Annotated in this window: 13 protein-coding genes; 10 read left to right on the top strand and 3 right to left on the bottom strand. The window is 64.6% G+C overall.

The features are described 5' to 3' along the window. Window positions 1–95: 95 nt before the first annotated feature. A complete protein-coding gene (locus LB515_RS27375) occupies window positions 96–4118 on the bottom strand; it encodes an SEL1-like repeat protein (protein WP_224709568.1) in 4023 nt (1340 codons plus the stop codon). A 449-nt stretch (window positions 4119–4567) separates the two neighbouring features. On the opposite strand from LB515_RS27375, the gene LB515_RS27370 reads away from it, so the two are divergent. From LB515_RS27370 to LB515_RS27340, 7 genes are all read left to right on the top strand, one after another. Next, window positions 4568–5032, top strand: coding sequence for a MerR family transcriptional regulator (locus tag LB515_RS27370; protein WP_095766190.1), 465 nt, complete (start codon window positions 4568–4570; stop codon window positions 5030–5032). A 233-nt stretch (window positions 5033–5265) separates the two neighbouring features. Next, window positions 5266–7062, top strand: coding sequence for an acyl-CoA dehydrogenase (locus tag LB515_RS27365; RefSeq protein ID WP_224709567.1), 1797 nt, complete (start codon window positions 5266–5268; stop codon window positions 7060–7062). A 52-nt stretch (window positions 7063–7114) separates the two neighbouring features. Continuing rightward, entirely contained in the window at window positions 7115–8287 is a 1173-nt protein-coding gene (locus tag LB515_RS27360) for an acyl-CoA dehydrogenase family protein (RefSeq protein ID WP_095765911.1), read from the top strand. Window positions 8288–8320: 33 nt separating this feature from the next. Continuing rightward, window positions 8321–9529 (top strand): acetyl-CoA C-acetyltransferase, encoded by a 1209-nt coding sequence (locus LB515_RS27355; protein WP_224709566.1) that lies wholly within the window; start codon window positions 8321–8323, stop codon window positions 9527–9529. Between the two features lie 14 nt (window positions 9530–9543). After that, on the top strand, window positions 9544–11763 hold the full coding sequence (locus tag LB515_RS27350; RefSeq protein ID WP_224709565.1) for a 3-hydroxyacyl-CoA dehydrogenase NAD-binding domain-containing protein: 2220 nt from the start codon (window positions 9544–9546) through the stop codon (window positions 11761–11763). Between the two features lie 229 nt (window positions 11764–11992). Next, complete coding sequence (locus LB515_RS27345; protein WP_140845691.1) at window positions 11993–12634, top strand: helix-turn-helix transcriptional regulator; 642 nt, start codon at window positions 11993–11995, stop codon at window positions 12632–12634. Window positions 12635–12646: 12 nt separating this feature from the next. Further along, a complete protein-coding gene (locus tag LB515_RS27340) occupies window positions 12647–13531 on the top strand; it encodes a thermonuclease family protein (protein ID WP_411969172.1) in 885 nt (294 codons plus the stop codon). On the opposite strand, the gene LB515_RS27335 is transcribed toward LB515_RS27340, so the two are convergent. Continuing rightward, a complete protein-coding gene (locus tag LB515_RS27335) occupies window positions 13494–15143 on the bottom strand; it encodes a lysine--tRNA ligase (RefSeq protein ID WP_224709563.1) in 1650 nt (549 codons plus the stop codon). The two genes, LB515_RS27340 and LB515_RS27335, sit on opposite strands and share 38 nt — an antisense overlap. A gap of 214 nt (window positions 15144–15357) precedes the next feature. Here LB515_RS27335 and LB515_RS27330 point away from each other — a divergent pair, with 214 nt between their 5' ends. Beyond that, a complete protein-coding gene (locus tag LB515_RS27330; protein ID WP_140845694.1) occupies window positions 15358–15771 on the top strand; it encodes a tellurite resistance TerB family protein in 414 nt (137 codons plus the stop codon). A gap of 77 nt (window positions 15772–15848) precedes the next feature. On the opposite strand, the gene LB515_RS27325 is transcribed toward LB515_RS27330, so the two are convergent. Next, window positions 15849–16700: a transporter substrate-binding domain-containing protein gene (locus LB515_RS27325; RefSeq protein WP_411966455.1), complete on the bottom strand. Its 852-nt coding sequence runs from the start codon at window positions 16698–16700 to the stop codon at window positions 15849–15851. A 249-nt stretch (window positions 16701–16949) separates the two neighbouring features. Here LB515_RS27325 and LB515_RS27320 point away from each other — a divergent pair, with 249 nt between their 5' ends. Beyond that, window positions 16950–17681: a LuxR family transcriptional regulator gene (locus LB515_RS27320; protein WP_095765903.1), complete on the top strand. Its 732-nt coding sequence runs from the start codon at window positions 16950–16952 to the stop codon at window positions 17679–17681. A 98-nt stretch (window positions 17682–17779) separates the two neighbouring features. After that, entirely contained in the window at window positions 17780–18418 is a 639-nt protein-coding gene (locus LB515_RS27315; RefSeq protein ID WP_095765902.1) for an acyl-homoserine-lactone synthase, read from the top strand. Window positions 18419–18429: the final 11 nt, after the last annotated feature.

The following is an 18429-nucleotide window of genomic DNA, read 5'->3' as shown; positions in this document are numbered from 1 at the left end:
GGGCTTGATCCCGCCGCCGCGCCGAAACAAAAACCATCTCAATCAGTTAACAGGCAAATGTGTGGCAGGGCGTCGCATATGCGACGCGTCCGCCGTTATTTGTGCGCCAAGAGCGCCTTGACGAGCGGCGCGTCGATCTCGCCCGTCGGCTTCATCTTGTTGTCGGTCTGGAAGGCCATGATGGCGGTCTTGGTCTTGCCGCCCATCACGCCGTCGGCGCCGCCGGCATCATAGCCGTTCTTGTTGAGGATCAGCTGGATGTTCTTCACCGCCTTCTTCATATCGATGCCGGCGGTCGTCTGCGGAGTGCTGTCCTGCCAGGACTCCGGAACGTCGGCCGAGTTGGCGGCCGCGTTGAGCGGCTTGGCCTTCCACAATTCCGTGGCGGCGCGCGCCCGCTCGAGCTGTTCGGGCCTGAGCGCATTGGCGATCTCGTCGCGCTTGGCCGCAGCGTCCTTGTCGCCGGTCTTGGCGACGAGCGCGAACCACTTGTAGGATTCCTCCAGGTTCTGTTTCATGCCGACGCCCTTGGCGGCCAGGATGCCGAGGTTGAACTGGCTGTCTTTGACGCCGAGGTCGGCGGCTTCCTGGAACCAGTGCGTCGCCGATTCATTGTCGGTCACGCCGTCCGCCGCCATGGCGAACAGCACCGCCAGATTGTGCATGGCGCTGGCATTGCCCTGTTCGGCGGCGAGCTGGTAGTAGGTCTTGGCCTTCTTGATGTCGCGCGCGACGCCGATGCCTTTTTCGTAGAAATTGCCGATGCGGTATTCGGCCGGCGCGAAGCCGAGCTCGGCCGACTGCTCGTACCATTTGGCGGCCGCCTTCATGTCTTCCTTCACGCCGCGCGATTCCGCATAGCGCGAGCCGATCTCGAACAGCGCCTTGGCGTCGCCGCCGGCGGCCGCGTCGTGCAGCGCCACCGGACCGATTTCGGAAGGGATATCGAATTTGGCCGCGGCTGCCTGGCTCCCGGCCGGCGGCACGGCGCCTGTCGTGTCGACGGAAGTGGCCGTCGGTGTGCTGGCGGCGGCGCCCTCGGCTTCCGGACTGGCCGTCATGGGGTCCTTGGCCATCGGCTGCGTGTCGCCATCCGTATCCGCCGCGGAGACGGCTGCGGCGGCGGGTTCGGGCGGCGTTGCCGAAGCCATGGGAGCCGGCACCGGCGCGGCAGGCGCAGCAAGCGCCACTGGCGCGGGCGCCGGTTCGGCGGGCATGGCTGCGGCATTTTCGGGACTGGAAGACGTAGAAGCGGCGAGTGCCGCGTCCTTGACGGGCTCGGCCTGCCTGACGGGCCGGGCCGGGCCGCTTTCGTCCTGTGCTGTTTCCGTGTCGACCGTCTGCGGAGAGACGACCGGTGCGGGCTGGTTGTTGGCCGTCTCGACCGGATCTGACAAAAAGGCCTTGCCCAACTGCAGGCCGGCCAGCGCCATCATGATCGCGGCCGCCGCCATCAGGATCGGCTTGCGCCGCGCCTTGAGCAGGTCGCCTATCCTCAGCGCCTTCACCGGGCCGGTCAGGGTCGATTGCCGCTTCAGCGTGTCGGCTTCCGCGGCTGCGGCCTGGGCCGCGCGGCGGGCCGCGGCGATGAAATCGGACTTGGCGGCATCGCTCTCGTTGCGCTTGACCGGCTGGCCGCCGCGCTCGTCGCGCACGCGCTTCATGATGGCGTTGAGGTCCGGCGCGCCGGAACCGGGCTCCAACGGCCGGTTGGCGGCCTTGGGGTCGAGCGGCTCGTCGATGTCGACGCTCGGCACGTCACCGACCGGCGCAGAGCCGGCAAGCGGCTGCGTGTCCGCATCTTTCTTGCCCTTGAACGCGCGCGCCAGGCCGCTGAACATCGATCTCCTGCGGCCGGCCGTCTCGCTCTTGTCGCCGATCGCATCCGGCCCGAGGGCCGCCATGGCTGCTGCCGCCGCGGCCTCGGCAGGCGTGCGCGGCGCGTCTGGCTCATCGCGCATGATCGCAGCCGCACGGCCTTCGAGACCGGCCATGTCCCCCGTGAGCGGCAGCGGCTGGTCGATATCCATCGAAGGCGCGTCCTGCACCGCGATCTTACCGCCGCGGCCGCCGCGCTTACCGGCCGGCTGCGGATCCACCAGTTCGCTGACCGCTTCGCTGGTCTCGCCCGCTTCGAGCGAGCCGAGCCGGTCGACGATCTTGAGCAGCGTGTCGTGGATCGCCTCGAAGGTGCGCGAATTGCGCTCGTCGGAGCGACGGGTGAGCGCTTCGAGCGTCTTCAGGTCCTGGGCGAGGCCGGCCACCGCGGTCGCGTTGGCCTGCGCCGTGCTGGACGTCGACTCGGCAAGCGATTTGACGGCGCTCTCGGCCGCCTCGCGCGCCACGCTCAGGATCGAGTCGCGCGTGCCGGCCAGCGACTTCTCGATCTCGTTGAGACGCGGGCTGATGTCCTCGAATTCGGGCAGTGGCGTGCCGGGCTTGGAGAGATGCGCCGACAGGCCGGCGACCTGCGCTTCCAGGCTGCGGATCAGCGCCGGATCGATTCCGGCGACCTGCTGCGCCGACGATTCCAACCGGCTGGAAATGTCCTCGAGCCGGCTTTCCAGCCCACGGATCGCCATCTCGTTGGCGGGATCGGTCGCGCGCGTCTCGATACGTTTGGCCAAAGCGGTGAAGCGGGCGTCGATCGCTTCCATGATGCCGGCGCTCTCGTCCTGGCGCATGCGCTGATCGAGCCTGTCCGCGACCTCGTCCAGCCGACGCTCGAGATCGCGAAACAGGATATTGCCCTGTTCCATCGCATCGCCCTGGCGGCGCTCGATTAGCATGGACAGCGCCTCGAAGCGCTGTTCCAGGCCTTGGAAGATATGATCGGCGTCGGGCATGGCCTGCGCGCGGTCCATCTTGTCGGTGATCAAGGCGATCTGCTTGCCGAGCCGCTCCATGGCCTGCTCGGGCAGGTCCGCCCTGCCGGCCAACTGGTCCACACGGCTGCTGAGAAGGTTGAGGTGATCGATGACTTCCGCACCGGGCCGGGACTGCGCAACCTCTTCGATCTGCGCCGCCAGGGAGGCCATGCGCTTCTCGATCCGGCCGAAGGTTTCGGGGTCGAAGGCATTGGCCTGCGCGGCCACCGTCGAGGCGACGATAGCGCGGGAAATCTCGTCCAGCCGCTCGTCGATCATGGCCAGCGTCTCGCCGCCGCGCATGGTCTGCTGGCCCGCGAAACGGTCGACCGCGCCGGCAAGCGTGCGCACCTTTTCCTCCAGCGAGCGCAGCGAAAGCGATTCCGGCAGGTTGTTGACGGCGCTGCTGATCTGTTCGAGCCGGTCGGTCAGCACCGACAGGCTCGGGCCTTCCGCGCGCTTGCGCTGGTCGGCGTCGACGCGGTCTTCGAAGGCGCTCCAGCGACGGTCGAAATCGTCCCAGCGACGGTCGACCTTCTGCACGCTTTCCTCGCGTGCCAGCGTGTCCAGCGCGCCCTTCACCTGTTCCAGCTCCAGCCGCAGCAGGTTGACGCTGCGGTCGTCGCTCTTTTCGGCCAGTGTCTGGATGGCGCCCGAAAGCCGCTCGAATTCGAGGCCGAGCTCGGCGCTGCTCTTATCCGGCAGGCCGTTGGCGCCGCGCTGCATAGCGCGGTCGATGTCCTGGCGAAACGCCTCGAATTCGCGCTGCAGGCCGGCGGTCATCTGGTGGCGCAATTCCTCGCGCAGCCCGCGCAATTCGACGGCGATCTTGCCGACCATGGCGACGCTGTCTTCCTGGCCGCGCACCCGGTCGATGTCACGCGCGATCGCCTGATAGCCCTGGTCGAAGGCGGGCGCGGCGGGCGCCGGATTTTGCGGCGCGCGCGGTTGCGGCCGCTGATACTGTGAGCCAGGATTCTGCGCCGCCGGGTTCTGCTGCGGCCGGTCCAGGGGTCTTTGCGCGGCATAGGTGTCTTCGTACCAGCGCGGCTGGCCGTAAGGCTGCGTGCTTGGATAACGCGGCTCGACTGGCGGCCGCCGCAGGTCGGGGCGATCGGGCATGTCGGCGCGCGTGCGGTCCAGCCGCTGCTCCAGGGTTTCGAGCGAGCGGTTCAGTTCTTCGAGCGAGGCGTGCGGCCGGCGTTGCCTGCCGGCATTGAGTGTATCGAGATAGGACCGCTTGCTGTTCATCGATGCGCCCGTGTTCAGAATGGCCGGCCGGAGGCCGGTCTCCCATTAGCCTGTCGGAAACGAAGCGAGCCGAGCGGTTTTGCTGCGGAGGAAGACGGGCTTCCCGGGTTTTCACCCACGCTTCGAAAACCGTGAAAAATTCTCTACAGGATAAACACGGGTGACCGACATGCGCACATTTCGCCCAACGTGGTAAACAAGGCGTTAACCAAGCTTAAGAAGCCGCGCACAATCGTGAGCCGCCTGACTGGTGCGGCATAAAGCTCCGTTTTGACAACGCCCTTGCGTCACCTTGCGGCTGTCGATATAGGATTGACGTAAACGTAAAAGGTGCGAACCGTGCCTCTTGCGATTGTTTTGTTGCAACCACGATTGGAAGCACGCCCCCGCTTCCACTCAGGCGACGCTTGGTCCGCGACCGCGACGCCGCCAGGGGAAAGCCAGTGACCATGAAACTTGTTTCGCCCGGCGAAGCCGCGGCCAATACCAATGAGATCCCGGTCGAAGCCGGCGAGGAATTCGTCCGCATCGGCGAGATGGCCAAGAAATACGGTGTGACGCTGCGCACGCTGCGTTTCTATGAAGACAAGGGCCTGCTCAATCCGCATCGCGACGGCTCGACCCGTCTCTATACGCGCCGCGACAAGGCTCGCCTGAAGCTGATCCTGCTCGGCCGCAAGGTCGGGTTCTCGCTGCGCGATGTCAAGCAGATGATGGATCTCTACGATCCGACCGGCACCAACACCAGGCAGTTGCGGCTGGCCCTCGACAAGTCGGAGAAGCAACTCGCCCGCCTGCAGAAGCAGCGCGCGCTGATCGACGACGCCATCGGCGAGTTGAGCAACTCGATGTCCGTCGTGCGCCAGATGCTCGTCGAGCGCACCGCGGCGCCGCAGGCCAGCGCCGCCGGGTGAACGCACGCGTTCAACGGCGACAATCCAAAACTGAAAGCCGCGTGGCCATAGCCGCGCGGCTTTTTTGTCGCCAGGATGCCTGACCACTCACAAAATTTTTGACTGCGACGAAGTTGACGTTTACGCAAACGTCAATATTTGCTATCGCAGCATCGACATTTGCCCGGCCTCCTGTCCAGGATGTGGACAGGCGACTTGCTGGTCGGGCCGGGACCGTAAGGGCGGAGGAAGGCATGACGATCTACAGGGCGCCGATCCAGGACACGCTGTTCGTGCTCAACGATGTGCTTGGCTATCAGCGCTATTCCAATCTTCCGGGCTTCTCGGATGCGACGCCCGACGTGCTCGAGGCGATCCTCGCCGAGGGTGCCAAGCTGGCCGAAAACGTCATGCATCCGCTGAACCGCGTCGGCGACATGGAAGGCTGCGTGCGCCATGACGACGGCTCGGTAACGACGCCGAAGGGCTTCAAGGACGCCTACGACCAGTATCGCGAAGGCGGCTGGATGGGGCTTGCGGCACCCGTCGAGTTCGGCGGCCAAGGCCTGCCCTACACGGTGCACCAGGCTGTTTCCGAATATATGGTTTCCGCCAACATGGCGCTGATGATGTATCCCGGCCTGACGCAAGGCGCGATCGCGGCCATCGTCACCCACGGCACCGACGAGCAGAAGGCGACATGGCTGCCCAGGCTGATCGAGGGCACCTGGACCGGCACCATGAACCTGACCGAGCCGCATTGCGGCACCGACCTTGGCCTGCTGCGCACCAAGGCCATTCCCAACGGCGACGGCAGCTACAGAATCTCCGGCCAGAAGATCTTCATCTCCGCCGGCGAGCACGACATGGCGGACAACATCGTCCACCTGGTGCTTGCCCGCGCCGAAGGCGCGCCGGAAGGCGTCAAGGGCATCTCGCTGTTCATTGTGCCGAAATTCAAGCTCGATGCCTCGGGCAATCCCGGTGAGAGGAACACCGTCTCCTGCGGCTCGATCGAGGAGAAGATGGGCATCCACGGCAACTCGACCTGCGTCATGAATTATGACGAGGCGGAGGGCACGCTGCTCGGCGAATTGAACGGCGGCTTGAAGGCCATGTTCACGATGATGAACGAGGCCCGTCTCGGCGTCGGCCTGCAGGGGCTTTCGGTCGCCGAAATCGCCTACCAGAACGCCGTCTCCTACGCCAAGGACCGCCTGCAGGGCCGCTCGCTGTCGGGCGCCAAGGCGCCGGACAAAAAGGCCGACCCGATCATCGTCCATCCCGACATCCGCCGCTCGCTGATGACCATGAAGGCCTTCAACGAGGCCGGCCGCGCGCTGGCGCTGTGGACGGCGATCAAGTCCGACGTCGCGCATCGCTCCGGTGACGACAAGGACCGCCAGGCGGCCGACGACTACACCGGCCTGATGACCCCGGTGGTCAAGGGCGTGCTCACCGACAAGGGTTTCGACCACGCGGTCATGGCGCAGCAGGTGTTCGGCGGCCACGGCTACATCGAAGAACACGGCATGAGCCAGTTCGTGCGCGACGCCCGCATCGCCATGATCTATGAAGGCGCCAACGGCATCCAGGCGCTCGACCTCGTCGGCCGCAAGCTGGCGCAGAATGGCGGTCGCGCCGTGCAGGCCTTCTTCAAGGAAGTCGGCGAGTTCTGCGAGGAAAACCGCACTGATGAGAAGATGGCGCCCTTCACCAAGGCGCTGAAGAAGGGGCTCAACGACCTGCAGGCGGCCACCATGTGGCTGGTGCAGAACGCCATGGCCAAGCCCGACAATGCCGGTGCGGCCTCGAGCGACTACATGCATCTCTTCGGCCTGGTGGCGCTGGGCTACATGTGGGCGCAGATGGCGAAATCCGCTGAGGCGAAGCTCGCGGACGGCGCCAACGGCGCTGGCGCGTTCTACGACGCCAAGCTCACGACTGCGCGCTTCTTCATGGAGCGCGTCATGCCGGAAACGGCGGCGCGTCTCGCCCGCATAGCGAGTGGCGCGGACACGCTAATGGCGCTGCCGGCGGAAGCGTTCTAGGTTTGGCGGGCCGGCACCGCCGGCCCACAAGTGTCGGAACGCGGAGGAAATCGTGGCGACAAATCCAGCCGAAATTCTTGGTCTTCCAAAGCCCGCCTGGGCGGCGGACGAGGTCGGCATGCTCTACGATATGGCATCGCGCTTCATGGCCGAGGAGATCGCGCCGCGTTACGACGAGTTCGAGAAGAACGAGATGTTCGACCGCGAGAGCTGGCTGAAGGCGGGAGCGGCGGGCCTGCTCTGCGCTTCCATGCCGGAGCAATACGGCGGCTCGGGTGGCACCTTCGCGCATGAGAGCGCCATCATCGAGGCGATCGGCCATGTCGGCGTCGACGGCTTCGGCATCGGCCTGCACAATTCGATCGTAGCACCCTACATCCTGCATTACGGTTCCGAAGAGCAGAAACAGAAATGGTTACCCAAGCTCGCGACCGGCGAGCTGATCGGCGCCATCGCCATGACGGAGCCCGGCGCCGGTTCCGATCTGCAGGGCGTCAAGACCCGCGCCGAGAAGGACGGCAACCATTACAAGATCAGCGGCTCGAAAACCTTCATCACCAATGGCCAGCTCGCCAACCTGATCATCGTCGTCACCAAGACAGATCCGGACAAGGGCGCCAAGGGCACGTCGCTGATCGTCGTCGAGACCGATGAGGTGGAGGGCTTCGAGCGCGGCCGCAACCTCGATAAGATCGGGCTGAAGTCGAACGACACGTCCGAGCTGTTCTTCAATGACGTGCGCGTGCCGACCTCCAATCTGCTCGGCCACGAGGAAGGCAAGGGCTTCGTCCAGCTGATGCAGCAATTGCCGCAGGAGCGGCTGCAGATCGGCACCGGGGCGATCGCCATGATCGAGCGGGCGCTGGCGCTGACCATCGACTACGTCAAGGAACGCAAAGCCTTCGGCAAGGCCGTCATCGATTTCCAGAACACCCAGTTCAAACTGGCCGAGTTGAAGACCGAGGCCACGATCGGCCGCGTCTTCTACAATGATTGCGTCGCCCGCCATATCGACGGCGGCCTGGATCCGGTCACCGCCTCGATGGCCAAATACTGGCTCAGCGACCTGCAAGGCAAAGTCGTCGACGAATGCCTTCAACTGCATGGCGGCTATGGCTACATGAATGAATATCCGATCGCCCGCATGTACCGCGACGCCCGCGTCCAGCGCATCTATGGCGGCACCAACGAAATCATGAAATTGCTGATCGGGCGCTCTCTGTGAGCGCGGCGGCCGGCAAAGCCAAGGAGCACGAAAATGACTGAGGCTTACGTCTATGACGCCGTGCGCACGCCGCGTGGCAAGGGCAAGAACGATGGCTCGCTGCACGAGGTGCCGGCGGTGCGGCTCGCCGCAAGGACGCTTGAGGCGCTGCGCGACCGCAACGGGCTCGACACCGGCAATGTCGACGACATCATCTTCGGCTGTGTCGATCCGGTCGGCGAGGCGGGCTCCGTCATTCCGCGCGCCGCCGCCTTCGAGGCCGGCTACGACACCAAGGCACCCGGCATGCAGATCTCGCGCTTCTGCGCCTCGGGTCTCGACGCCATCAATTTTGGCGCCGCCAAGATCGCGCAAGGGGCGGATGAGATCGTGATTGCCGGCGGCGTCGAATCCATGTCGCGCGTCGGCATGGGCATGTCGGGCGGCGCCTGGTTCATGGACCCTTCCGTCGGCCTGCCCGGCTGGTTCGTGCCGCAGGGCATCTCGGCCGACCTGATCGCCACCAAATACGATTTTTCCCGCGACGACGTCGACGCCTATGCGGTCGAGAGCCAGAAGCGCGCGGCCAAGGCCTGGGGCGAGGGCCGTTTCAAGAATTCGGTGATCCCGATCAAGGACCAGAACGGTCTCACCATCCTCGATCATGACGAGCACATGCGGCCCACGACCGACATGCAGTCGCTGGCTTCGCTCAACCCGTCCTTCGTCATGCCCGGCGAGATGGGCGGCTTCGACGCGGTCGCCGTGCAGAAGCATCCCGAGGTAGAGGAGGTCAACCACGTCCACCATGCCGGCAATTCCTCGGGCATCGTCGATGGCGCCGCCGCCGTTCTGCTCGGTTCCAAGAAGGCCGGCAAGGCGATGGGACTGAAGCCGCGCGCGCGCATCCGCGCCTTCGCCAATATCGGCTCGGAACCGGTGCTGATGCTGACCGGTCCGGTCGACGTCACCGAGAAGCTCCTGAAGCGCGCCAAGATGAAGCAGACGGACATCGACCTGTTCGAGCTCAACGAGGCCTTCGCCTCGGTCGTGCTGCGCTACATGCAGGCCTTCGACATCCCGCACGACCAGATCAACGTCAATGGCGGGGCGATCGCCATGGGCCACCCGCTCGGCGCCACCGGCGCCATGATCCTGGGCACGGTGCTGGACGAGCTGGAGCGCCGCGACCTCAACACCGCGCTGGTCACGCTCTGCATCGGCGCCGGCATGGGCACCGCAACCATTATCGAACGCGTCTGACGGGGAGAGAAGAGATGAGCTACACCAATTTCACCCTCGACGTGGACGCCGACGGCATTGCGCTGGTCACCTGGGACATGCCGGACCGCTCGATGAACGTCTTCACCGAGGAGGTGATGCGCGAGCTGAACGCCATAGTCGATCATGTGACCGCCGATGCCGCCATCAAGGGAGTCGTCATCACCTCGGGCAAGGACAGCTTCTCCGGCGGCGCCGACATCACCATGCTGCAGAAGATGCTGGCGACCTTTGCCGTCGACAAGGAGAATGACCTTGAGAAGGCGACCAAGGCGCTGTTCGACAATGCCGGCTATATGACCGGTCTTTTCCGCAAGATCGAGACCTGCGGCAAGCCTTGGGTGTCGGCGATCAACGGCACCTGCATGGGCGGTGCCTTCGAGATGTCGCTCGCCTGCCACGGCCGCGTCGCCGCCGATTCCGACAAGGTGAAGATGGCGCTGCCCGAGGTGAAGATCGGCATCTTCCCCGGTGCCGGCGGCACCCAGCGCGTGCCGCGGCTGACCGACCAGCAGCAGGCGCTACAGATGCTGACCACCGGGCAGAACCTGTCGCCGCAGAAGGCAAAGGCGATGGGCCTGATCCACGAGATCGCCGAGCCCTCGAAACTCATCGAGGCCGCCAAGGCGATGATCAAGAACGGCCTGAAGCCGGTGGCGCCGTGGGACGAGAAGGGCTTCAAGCTGCCGGGCGGTCCGATCTATTCGGCGGCCGGCGCCAATCTCTGGCCGCCGGCGATCGCCATCCTGCGTCGCGAAACCTACGGCAATTATCCTGCCGCGGCCGCGATCCTGAAATGCGTCTATGAAGGCCTGCTGGTGCCCTTCGACACGGCGCTCAGGATCGAGCAGCGCTATTTCACCGAAATCATGCAGTCGAAGGAAGCGGCGGCGATGATCCGCTCGCTGTTCGTCTCGCTGCAGGAACTGAACAAGGGCGCGCGCCGGCCGGCCGGCCTGCCGGAGACCAAATTCAAGAAGATCGGCATTCTCGGCGCCGGCTTCATGGGCGCCGGCATCGCCTATGTCACCGCACGAGCCGGCATTCCCGTGGTGCTGCTCGACCGCGATCTGCCGTCGGCCGAGAAGGGCAAGGCGCATTCCGACAGCCTGATGGCCGATCAGGTCAAGAAGGGCCGCGCCAAACCCGAGGACAAGGACAAGCTTCTGTCGTTGATCACCCCGACGGCGGACTATGCCGACCTTGCCGGCTGCGATCTGGTCGTCGAGGCGGTCTTCGAGGATTCGAGCGTCAAGAAGGAAGCCACGGAGAAGGCCGAAGCGGTGCTGAAATCGTCGGCAATCTTCGCGTCCAACACGTCCACCATACCGATCACCGCCCTGGCGAAGAATTCGGCGCGGCCGAAGAACTTCATTGGCATCCACTTCTTCTCGCCGGTCGACAAGATGATGCTGGTCGAGATCATCCTCGGCAAGAAGACGGGCGACAAGGCGTTGGCCGTCGCCTTCGACTTCGTGCGCGCCATCAAGAAGACGCCGATCGTCGTCAACGACACGCGCGGCTTCTACGTCAACCGCTGCGTGCTGCGCTACATGTCGGAAGCCTATAAGATGCTGATCGAAGGTGTGCCTGCACCGATGATCGAGAACGCCGCCAAGGCTGCCGGCATGCCAGTTGGCCCGCTGGCGCTGACCGATGAGACGGCCGTCGACCTTGCCCAGAAAATCATGAAGCAGACCATCAGGGATCTGGGCGAGAAGGCTGTCGACCCCAGACAGATGGCGCTGATCAACACCATGGTCGACACGCACGGCCGCTTCGGCCGCAAGAACGGCAAGGGTTTCTACGACTATCCGGCAAAGCCCGCCAAGAAGAAGCTGTGGCCGGGCCTGAAGGACCTCTATCCGCAACTGAAGGCCGAAAAAGTCGACTATGAGGAGCTGAAGCAGCGCCTGCTGGTCACCATCGCGCTGGAAGCGGCGCGGGTGATGGAAGAGGGCATCGTCACCGATCCGCGCGAGGCCGATGTCGGCTCGATCCTTGCCTTCGGCTTCGCGCCCTTCACCGGCGGCGCGCTGTCCTACATCGATGGCATCGGCGCCAAGCGTTTCGTCAAGATCGCCAAGGGGCTGCAGAAGAAGTATGGCGCCGAGTTCAAGGCGCCGAAGCTTCTGCTCGACATGGCCGAGAAGGGCGAGACCTTCTACGAGCGCTTCGACCCTTACCGGAAGGGCGAGGTCCGAGAGGCGGCCTGATCAACCCAAGATGTATGTCTGGGGGCGAATGGCCCGCACCATGGCCACGGCGTCCAGCCGTGGCCCCTACAGGGTCGGCGACGAAAGCCGGCTCGATTAGTGTGCGGAACCAGGCACATCCGTGCCTGCGTATCACTTTCCATCCCGGTCCACCGCTACCGGTGGACAATGGTGTGGTCGCGCGCTAGACAGGCTTGAGGCATTTTTTCCTGTTTGAAGGAGTGCGCGCGTGCTCTCACACGACCGCGTATGGGCCGCCATTGACGCTCTCGCCGAGCGCTATTCGCTATCGGCTTCCGGTCTTGCCCGGCGCGCGGGCCTCGATTCGACGGCCTTCAACAAGTCGAAGCGCCTGTCTTCCGACGGCCGGCCGCGCTGGCCCTCGACCGAATCGCTGGCCAAGATCATCGAGGCCACCGGTGCGTCGCTCGAGGAATTCACTGGACTGGTCGAAGGGCGCGGCGGCGCCGCCATAGCCCAACAGCGCAGCGCCGTTCCGTTGCTTGGTTTCGCCCAGGCCGGCGCGGGAGGCTTCTTCGACGATGCCGGCTATCCGGCAGGGCAGGGCTGGGATCTGGTCGAGCTTCCGGCGCGGGCGACCGAGACGTCCTACGCGCTGCAGGTGCAGGGCGATTCCATGCTGCCGCTCTACCGCAATGGCGATGTGCTGATCGTCGAACCGGGCGCGCCGACGCGCAAGGGCGACCGTGTCGTCGTCAAGACCACCGCTGGCGAGGTGATGGCCAAGGTGCTCGACCGGCAAACGGTGAAATCGATCGTGCTGGTTTCGCTCAACCCCGCCCATCCGGACCGTGACATTCCGACGCGCGACATCGAATGGATGGCGCGCATCGTCTGGGCGAGCCAGTAGGGCCCCGGGCCGGTGCGGCTTCTTCAAACGGCCCTGGCGGTTCTGGCAATCCCCGTGATGGCGGCTCTCGTTCTTGCCGGCGGACGCACGGTCAAGGGCCACGAAAGCGGCATCACGGTCGATCAGATCGATCCCATCGCCGATGCGCTTCCCACCGGCGGCGATACCCTTTCCGGTTCCGATACGGAGCGAGAGCCCGCGACCTCGGCCATTCTCGCGCCGGCCGCTCCGCGCCCAACGAAGCCTGCCGCTCATTCGAGGGCCATCGATCCCGACGTCGTGGCGCCGCCGGACCTGTCTGACCAGGAACTCGAACGGGTGGAACCGCGCGCGCCGCTCAGTGATCTGGCGCTGGCCGGGCCGCCCAAGCCGCCCAAAACGAAGATGCCAGGCGATTGGAACGGCACAAAATTGTTCCAGCCGGTCGCCACCGCCGCCGGGCTCATCGAGTCGAAGGGCTACGCGGTCGCCGTGTCCGGCGTGGACGTCGTCAAGGCCGACGAAACCTGTAGCGACGCGGGCAAGAGCTGGGCCTGCGGCACCCGCGCCAGAACAGCCTTCCGCGCCTTCCTGCGTGGCCGTGCGGTCGCCTGCACGGTGCCGCCGGACGGCGGCCGCGACATCATTACCGCCGAATGCCATATCGGCAACCAGGACATCGGCCAGTGGTTGGTCGAGAATGGCTGGGCGCGCGCGGCGCAAGGCGGTCCCTATGTCGAGGCCGGGGACAAGGCCCGCGCCGCAAGGAAAGGTATTTTCGGCCCGGCGCCGAAGCTTGACGGCCTACCGGCGCTGCCGGCCGCGTCAGGGCCGGCGCCGGTCGCGCCGGATTCGATCCTGCCGGCTGATGGGGGCGCGGTTACGCCGCCAGTTGACCAGCCAGCGCCCGCTCAATGAGCGCGCGCGTCTCGGCGATGCCGTAAAGCGCCGCGAAGGAACCGAAGCGCGGCCCGCGTTCCTGGCCGATCAGCACCTGGTAGATCATCTGGAAGAAGGCGACCGACACGCCGGGTCCGCCTTCCGGGCTCTGCTTGGAATGATCCTGGTAGCGCTCGATCTTACGCGCGACATTGAGCGCGGCGTTCTGGATCGCCTCGCCGTCGGCGCCCTGCGGCAGCGCGCCGAGCGCGTCGGAGAGCTTGGCCAGCGCCTCGCGCTCCACCTCGTCGGCGGCGCGGTAGACCTTGGTCGGCTTCACGAAGTCGTCGAAATAGCGGATCGCGTAGCCGGTCAGGCGGTCGAGCTCCGGATGCGTCTTCGGCGTCACGCCCGGCGCATGCCGCGAGATGAAGCCCCACAGCACCGCCTTGTCATGCGCATTGGAGGCGCTGACCAGGTTGAGCAGCAGCGCGAAGGGCACCGGCAGGTCGATGGCCGGCGGGCTGCCGTCATGCATGTGCCAGACCGGATTGCCGAGCCGCTCCTTCCAGTCCTGGCGCGGATAGGCGCCAAGGAATGCGTAATATTCGTCCACCGCCTTCGGGATGACGTCGAAATAGAGCTTCTTCGCCTGCCGCGGCCGCTGGTACATATAGAGACCGAGGCTCTCCGTCGGCGCGTAGGTCAGCCATTCGTCGATGGTCAGGCCGTTCCCCTTCGACTTCGAAATCTTCTGGCCTTCCTCGTCGAGGAACAGCTCGTAGACGAAATGCTCCGGCGGGCGTCCGCCGAGGATGTTGCAGATGCGGTCGTAGATCGCCGCGTTGGTCTGGTGGTCCTTGCCGAACATCTCGAAATCGACGCCGAGCGCCGCCCAGCGCATGCCGAAATCCGGCTTCCACTGCAGCTTCACACGGCCACCGGTGACAGGCAGCGTCGTCTCGGTGCCTTCGTCGTCGAAGGTGATGGTGCCGGCCTTGGCGTCGACATTTATCATCGGCACGTAGAGCACGCGGCCGCTCTTCGGCGAGATCGGCAGAAACGGGCTGTAGGTCGCCTGGCGCTCCGGCCCGAGCGTCGGCAGCATCACGCCCATGATCTCGTCATAGCGTTCGGCGGCGCGCCGCAGCACCTCGTCGAAACGGCCGGCCTTGTAGTACTGCGTTGCGCTGGCGAATTCGTAGTCGAAGCCGAACGTGTCGAGGAAGCGGCACAGCATCGCATTATTGTGGTCGGCGAAGCTCGCATAGTCGCCGCCGAACGGATTGGGCACCGAGGTAAGCGGCATATGCAGATAGGGCTCAAGCGCGGCGCGGTCCGGCACGCTCTCCGGGATCTTGCGCATGCCGTCCATGTCGTCGGAGAAGCACAGAAGCTTGGTCTTGACCTTATCTTGCGTTAGCACCCGGAAGGCATGCCGCACCATGGTCGTGCGCGCCACCTCGCCGAAGGTGCCGATATGCGGCAGGCCGGACGGGCCATAGCCGGTCTCGAACAGGACGGTCTCGGGAAAGTCCTTGCCCTTGTAGCGGGCGATGACTTTTTTCGCTTCCTCGAACGGCCAGGCCTTGCTCTCGGCCGCCGCGGCAAGCATCTCGGGAGTGAGATCGATGATGTTTGATCCCGTCATGTCAAAGTTCCAGTCATGGCCGTCTTCGCGGCGGATAAGGTTTTGTCGACCGGTCTCTAGGCGTGACAGGCTGGAGCGTCAACGATTTGCGGCGCTTTTCCTTGCGACGCCGCGATAGCGCTCCTACGTTCGGGCCCATCATCCAGTGCATGTCATCCAAACGTGTGTCACGGTTTTGGAAAGATGACATGCGCGCCGCCTTCAGGAGTTTTGAATGCCTTCATTGACGCCGCACGAAGCCCTGATCCACCTGATGGTCATCACATCGGCCTCCGATCGCGACATGACCGATGTCGAGCTGCAGCGGATCGGCGACGTCGTCCGCTCCTGGCCGGTGTTCGTCGACTTCAACCAGGACAGGCTGGTTGCAGTGGCGCAGGCGTGTCAGAAGGCGCTGCATGAGAAGGACGGGCTGGAAGGCGTGCTGGCGCGCGTCGCCGAGGCGCTGCCGGAGCGGCTGCGCGACACCGCTTATGCGGCTGCTTTCGAGGTTGCCGCCGTCGATCTCGAAATGCGCATGGAGGAAGTGCGCGTCCTCCAGCTCATCCGCCTCAAGCTCGACCTCGACACGCTGACCGTCGCCGCGATCGCCCGCGCGGCCAAGGCGCGCTTGCGCTCGCTGACATGAAGCAATCCAAGGAAAAGTCTGAGCCTTAGGCTCGGCGACTTCGCCGCGCCTTCTGTTCGGAATTGCTGAATAACCGGTTAGAAAAAACTCACCGGGAAATAGCGCAGGTAAAACTCGGCGAAGGTGCCCTTGATCGAGATTTCCTGCAGCGCGTAGTCGAAGGCGGCGGCAAGCGCTGTGTCGTTCTTGCGGGTGGCGATCGCCATGCCCGAGCCCAGATATTCCGGCGCCAGATACGGACCGCCGGCGAAGCGGCAGCAGCCGGCGGCGTCCGAGCCGCCCAGCCAGAAAGCAAAGCGCATGCCATCGCCGAAGGCGGCGTCGACCTTGCCGGCCTTGAGGTCGGCATAGAGGTCTTCCGGTGTGTCGAAGGTCACCACCTGCACGGTGTTAAAGTAGTCCCGCAGCATTTTCTCATGCGCCGAGCCGGCGACGACGCCGACCCGCTTGCTGCGCAGCTTGTCGAGGATCGGCTCGCCGAAGGCCTTCGCCTTGGGCATGATGAAGCGCGCCGGGAATTGCATGTAGGAGCGCGAGAAGGCGTATTTCTCGCGGCTGTCCGGCGTCGCGGCGATGCCGGCGATGATCGCCTCGCCTTCGCCTTTCTGCAGAGCATCGTCCAGTTCGTTCCACGGCAAAGCCTGGACCTGGCATTTTTCGGCGACGCCCAGTTCCGCGCAGATCGCCCGCGCCAGATCGATGTGGAAACCCGATAGGCGGCCGGCGCCGTCGAGGAAGTTGAACGGCGGAAAATCGGTGGTGGTGAGGAATCTGAGCCGCGGCAGCGCGGAAAGATCGGGCTTCGGCAGCCGTTCCTTGGCGTCCCACAGCACCGGCACCTGCGGCTCCGCCGCCTGAGTCGGTCCGGCAAGGGGCAGCGCGCCGGTCAGTGCCGATATCAGGGCCAGAAAAATCCACCGCAATTTCACGATAAGGCTCCGCCCAGACAGCTTTCTTGGCTTTTCGTATGAAAAGGGGGGCAGGCACAACGGTTTTTGATTTCAAGCCGCCAAATTGAGCGTATGCTTTAGCACGTGTGCAAGTGACCTTGCGTGCCGGAAGGGGGGAACTGCCGGTTTTGCTGAGGAGATTGCGACGCGGGGGTTGATGACGAAGGGGGGTTCGGGCATCTACCGTCGGTAATGAAAAAGCAGAAGCAACATGGGGTAGATGTTGCGATGGGCCTGTTCGACAGAACGCTGGAATACATAGACCAGTTGCAGCATGCTGGCACCGCGGCCGCGGTCTGCGAGAGGCTGCTCGGTATCACCTCGAGCTTCGGCCTGACCGCACTAATGGCTGGAACCGTGCCGCAGCCGGGCACGCCGCGCGGCCGGCAGAAACAGCATGTGATGCTTTGCGATTGGCCCGGCGAATGGCTGGAGCGCTATGTGGCGCGCAATTATGTCGATCACGACCCGGTCGTCAGTCACATGAAGCAGCTTCAGGCGCCGTTCCAATGGCGGGACGCTTCCAAGAACGCCCTGATCGACAAGAACAGCGACGAAGTCATGGGCGACGCCCGCGAGTTCAAGCTGCGCGACGGCCTGGCGTTTCCGCTGGTCACGCTCGACGGCCAGATCGTGATGGTCTCGCTGGGCGGCGAATCCGTTGAACTGTCGGATGCGGAATTCGGAATGGTCTCGCTCGCGTCGACCTATGCGATCGGCCGCGCCATGCAACTGCACACCAAGGCCGACAGCGTCATCGATCACATAGAATTGACGGCGCGTGAGCGGGAGTGCCTGCAATGGGCCGCCGTCGGCAAGTCCGAATGGGAGATCTCGCAAATCCTCGGCATCTCGGAACACACTTCCGAGAAACACCTTCTTAACGCCAAGAGCAAACTCGGGGCAGCCAACCGGGTACAGGCGGTCGCGGAGGCGATTAGGCGCGGTTATATTAGCTAGGTCGGCCGTGCCGACCTGGAAATTCTTGCCTGCGCCTTCGCGCAATATTTTAAGGGACATCACGGCCGTATCTTCCTCTTAAGCCCAGGAGACGGCTAATGCTCTTTGCCCTTACCACTCAGGAACTGATGGAACGCCCCGACCTTTGGGAGGCGGTCCATCGCTTGCGCTACAAGATCTTCGTCGAGGAGATGGGTTGGACCGATCTCGACCGTCCGGACCAGCTCGAGATCGACCAGTTCGATCATGACGAGGCCGAACACCACCTCGTCATCCGCAACGGCGAACTGGCGGGTTACCAGCGCATGCTGCCGACCACACGGCCGCATCTTCTGACGGATGTTCTGTCGGATCTCTGCGAAGGACCGTCCCCTTCGGGGCCGAATGTCTGGGAACTGACCCGCTACGCGGTGGCTCCGGGTTTTCGCGACGGCAAACGCGGCGTCTCGACAGTCGGCACCGAGCTGATCGCCGGCTTCGTCGAATGGGGCCTGAAGCGCAACGTCAACCAGGTCATCATCGAGTTCGAGCCGATGTGGGTGCTGCGCGCCCTGCAACTGCACTTCCTGGCGACGCCGCTCGGTTACCAGCGCACCTATGGCAACCAGCAGGTCGTGGCGACGCTGCTCACCTTCACCGAGCATACGCTCGATGTCGTGCGGGCCCGCCGCAACCACCATCTGCCGGTGCTGAACCGGGGCTATCCCGGTCTGCTCGGCCTCAAGCAGGCTTCGTGATGGAGGCGGTC

Source organism: Mesorhizobium sp. CA15 (genome assembly GCF_020165215.1).
Lineage (GTDB): Bacteria > Pseudomonadota > Alphaproteobacteria > Rhizobiales > Rhizobiaceae > Mesorhizobium.
Note: the sequence above shows the minus strand (reverse complement) of the source record. Positions and strands in the feature narration are given on the sequence as shown.

What these genes read in the sequence shown, in the direction of transcription:
- LB515_RS27375 (WP_224709568.1), bottom strand. Translation starts at nt 4,118, where the DNA reads ATGAACAGCAAGCGGTCCTATCTCGATACACTCAATGCCGGCAGGCAA.
- LB515_RS27370 (WP_095766190.1), top strand. Translation starts at nt 4,568, where the DNA reads ATGAAACTTGTTTCGCCCGGCGAAGCCGCGGCCAATACCAATGAGATC.
- LB515_RS27365 (WP_224709567.1), top strand. Translation starts at nt 5,266, where the DNA reads ATGACGATCTACAGGGCGCCGATCCAGGACACGCTGTTCGTGCTCAAC.
- LB515_RS27355 (WP_224709566.1), top strand. Translation starts at nt 8,321, where the DNA reads ATGACTGAGGCTTACGTCTATGACGCCGTGCGCACGCCGCGTGGCAAG.
- LB515_RS27350 (WP_224709565.1), top strand. Translation starts at nt 9,544, where the DNA reads ATGAGCTACACCAATTTCACCCTCGACGTGGACGCCGACGGCATTGCG.
- LB515_RS27335 (WP_224709563.1), bottom strand. Translation starts at nt 15,143, where the DNA reads ATGACGGGATCAAACATCATCGATCTCACTCCCGAGATGCTTGCCGCG.
- LB515_RS27330 (WP_140845694.1), top strand. Translation starts at nt 15,358, where the DNA reads ATGCCTTCATTGACGCCGCACGAAGCCCTGATCCACCTGATGGTCATC.
- LB515_RS27320 (WP_095765903.1), top strand. Translation starts at nt 16,950, where the DNA reads ATGGGCCTGTTCGACAGAACGCTGGAATACATAGACCAGTTGCAGCAT.
- LB515_RS27315 (WP_095765902.1), top strand. Translation starts at nt 17,780, where the DNA reads ATGCTCTTTGCCCTTACCACTCAGGAACTGATGGAACGCCCCGACCTT.